The organism is uncultured Ralstonia sp. (genome assembly GCA_913056305.1).
Classification (GTDB): Bacteria; Pseudomonadota; Gammaproteobacteria; order Burkholderiales; family Burkholderiaceae; genus Ralstonia.
Map to the genome: position 1 here is coordinate 1 of CAJXMR010000371.1, position 2,727 is coordinate 2,727.

The following is a 2,727-nucleotide window of genomic DNA, read 5'->3' on the forward strand; positions in this document are numbered from 1 at the left end:
CCATCTCGGCGCGCCTTTCTTTTGCTTACTTTTCTTTGGCAAGACAAAGAAAAGTAAGTCGGCCCCGGCAGGGGGCGAAAGGGAGGCAGACCACCAGGATCAAACCCCAGCGGTCCACAACCCAAGTCAAAGCTTATTGGATCGCCTTATCGTTCGGGTGGGCATACAACTCCTTCATCCCCGCCGTCATCGGATAGTTCAAGTTCAGGCTCTTGGGCGGAATCGGCGCCTGGAACCACTTCTTGTACAGCGCATTGGCGCGGCCCGAGGTCATCAGGTCGGCGATCACATCGTCGGCGACCTTCTTGAAGCCCGGATCGTCCTTGCGCATCATGCACGCGTAGGTTTCGGTCTGCAGCGGCGTGCCGGTCACGACCCAGTCAGCCTGGTTCTTGGCCTTGGTGCGCTCGCCGTAGAGCAGCGGCTCGTCCATCACGAACGCGACGGCACGGCCCGACTCCAGCGTCAGGAACGCCTGGCCGTGGTCCTTGGCGAGGATCAGGTTCATCTTGTCGGCGTCCTTGGCCTCGCCGTTCATCTTCTGCAGGATGCGGTCTTCGGTCGTGCCGGCGGTGGTGACGACGGTCTTGCCCTTGAGGTCGCCAAAGTCCTTCACGCCCGAATCCTTCTTCACCAGCATCAACATGCCGTAGATGAAGATGTTGTTGGAGAACGCGACCTGCTTCTGGCGCTCCAGGTTGTTGGTGGTCGAGCCGCACTCGAAGTCGATGGTGCCGTTCTGCAGCAGCGGGATGCGGTTCTGCGAAGTGATCGGCGTGAGCTTGACCGTCAGGTTGGCCACGCCCAGCTTCTTCTTCACGCCGTCGACGATCAGGTTGGAGATCTCCTGCGAGTAGCCGGTGATGTTGCCGCTGCTGGCCTCGTACGAAAACGGGATCGACGATTCGCGGTAGCCGACCGAGATCACGCCGGATTGCTTGATCTTCGCCAGGGTGTCGTTCGACTGCGCCTGCGCGCCGACGGGCAGCGCAGCCAGGGCGCCGGCGGCAGCCAGCGTGAGGCCGCACAGGGTGCGTTTGGTCGAGTTGATCGGATGCAACGTCTTCATGCTTCCCCTCCTTTGGGTGTGTTCGCTCCAGACTGCTTGGGTTACCTGTTGGCGCAAGCGATGCAGCATGCGCGTTCGGTCTTTCGAATCTCTGAATCCCGCGATGATCCCGCAGCGGCCGTCATGCCGCCAGTGCATACGGCACTGGGGAAATCGCGGGCTTGCGGCCGGCAATCTGGTCGGCGAGCAAGCCCGCGCTGCCGAGCGCCAGCGTGAATCCTAGCGCGCCATGGCCGACGTTCAGCCACAGCCCATCGACCGGCGATGCGCCCACCACGGGCACCCCGGTGGGCGTGGCAGGACGCATGCCTGCCCACGGTGCGGCATCCGCACCCGCGTCATTGGCGCGCATCGCGCCTGGGAACAGCGCGCGGGTCTCATCGTAAAGCGTCTGCACGCGGCGCATGTCCAGCGCGGTCGACCAGCCCACCAGATCGGCCATGCCGGCCACGCGCAGCGTCTGCCCGATGCGGGCGTAGACGATCTTGCGCGCGGCGTCCGTCACGCTGATCAGCGGGGCCACGTCGCCTTGGCTGAGCGGCAGGCTGATGCTGTAGCCCTTGAGCGGATACAGGCCGGGATCGATGCCCAGCGGGCGGAGCAGTTGCGCGCTCGTCACCCCGGCGGCCATCACGACCGCGTCGGCGGCGAGCTGCTCACCACCCGCCAGCCTGACGCCGCGCACGCGGCGGCCTTCGGTCCATAGCGCATCGACGCCGGTGTTGAAACGCAGCGTCACGTTGGACAGTTCGCGCAGCCGGTTGAACAGGCCGACGCAGAGCTGATGGCAATCGGCCACGTCTTCATCCGGTGTGTAGATGGCGCCGACGATCTCGTGGCGCGCGCCTTCCAGCGCGGGTTCGTGGGCGATGGCCTCGTCAGCCGACAGCGCGTGCTGCTCGCAGCCGAGCGTGGCCTGGTAGCCGACCTGGGCGCGCGCGGATTCGAACGCGGTGGCGTCGCGGTGCACGACCAGCTTGCCGCGCCGAGCGAGGCCGAACGACAAGTCTGGCGATGCCTCGCGCAAGGCTTCCATGCGGGTACGGCTGTAGAACGACAGCGCGAGCAGCTCGCGGGTGGTGCGGTCGGCGCGCTCACGGTTGCAGGCGGCGATGAAGCGCAGGCCCCAGCGCAGCAGGGCTGGGTCGAGCGATGGCTTCAGGCGCAGCGGGGAATCGCTTCGCAGCAGCCAGCCGGGCACGTGGGAGAGCACGCCGGGGCCGGCCAGCGGGGCCACGTAGCTGTAGCTGAGCTGGCCGCCGTTGGCGTAGCTGGTGCCCTCGCCCGGGCCGGGGTGGCGCTCGATCAGGGTGACCTGATGGCCCTCCTGGGCCAGTGCGTATGCCGTGCTGAGGCCGATGATGCCGGCGCCTACTACTGCGATTTGCATGGAAATGCTGGAACTTGGGGATGCGTTATCGGCAGCTTAAGGAGGCGGTGTGGTGTTGCGCAAATGCGGAGTTGTTGGGGGGGATGTTGTGGGGCTATGGGTTGGGGTGGGATGGATGGTTTGGGTTTTGTTGTTGGTGGTGCATCCCCTGTTTCATCCCCTGCCGGGACTGATTTGCTTTCTGTCTTGTGAGAGGTTGTTGGTTCATCCCTCATTTCATCCCCTGCCGGGGCTGACTCACTTTCTTTGTCTTGCCAAAGAAAGTAAG

General features: G+C 64.7%; 3 protein-coding genes. 1 reads left to right on the top strand and 2 read right to left on the bottom strand.

The genetic code is table 11. The features are described 5' to 3' along the window. Positions 1-133: 133 nt before the first annotated feature. The gene (locus QZ609_RS26150; RefSeq protein WP_295501322.1) at positions 134-1,069 is read right to left on the bottom strand and encodes a glutamate/aspartate ABC transporter substrate-binding protein; all 936 of its coding nucleotides are present in this window, start codon (positions 1,067-1,069) and stop codon (positions 134-136) included. Between the two features lie 121 nt (positions 1,070-1,190). Continuing rightward, a complete protein-coding gene (locus QZ609_RS26155) occupies positions 1,191-2,459 on the bottom strand; it encodes a D-amino acid dehydrogenase (RefSeq protein ID WP_295501325.1) in 1,269 nt (422 codons plus the stop codon). Positions 2,460-2,508: 49 nt separating this feature from the next. On the opposite strand from QZ609_RS26155, the gene QZ609_RS26160 reads away from it, so the two are divergent. Next, the coding region (locus QZ609_RS26160; protein ID WP_295501328.1) for a hypothetical protein at positions 2,509-2,727 on the top strand (219 nt) is incomplete at its 3' end.

Excerpts from the sequence above, each read along its gene's own strand:
- QZ609_RS26150 (WP_295501322.1), bottom strand. The coding sequence starts at position 1,069 with ATGAAGACGTTGCATCCGATCAACTCGACCAAACGCACCCTGTGCGGC.
- QZ609_RS26155 (WP_295501325.1), bottom strand. The coding sequence starts at position 2,459 with ATGCAAATCGCAGTAGTAGGCGCCGGCATCATCGGCCTCAGCACGGCA.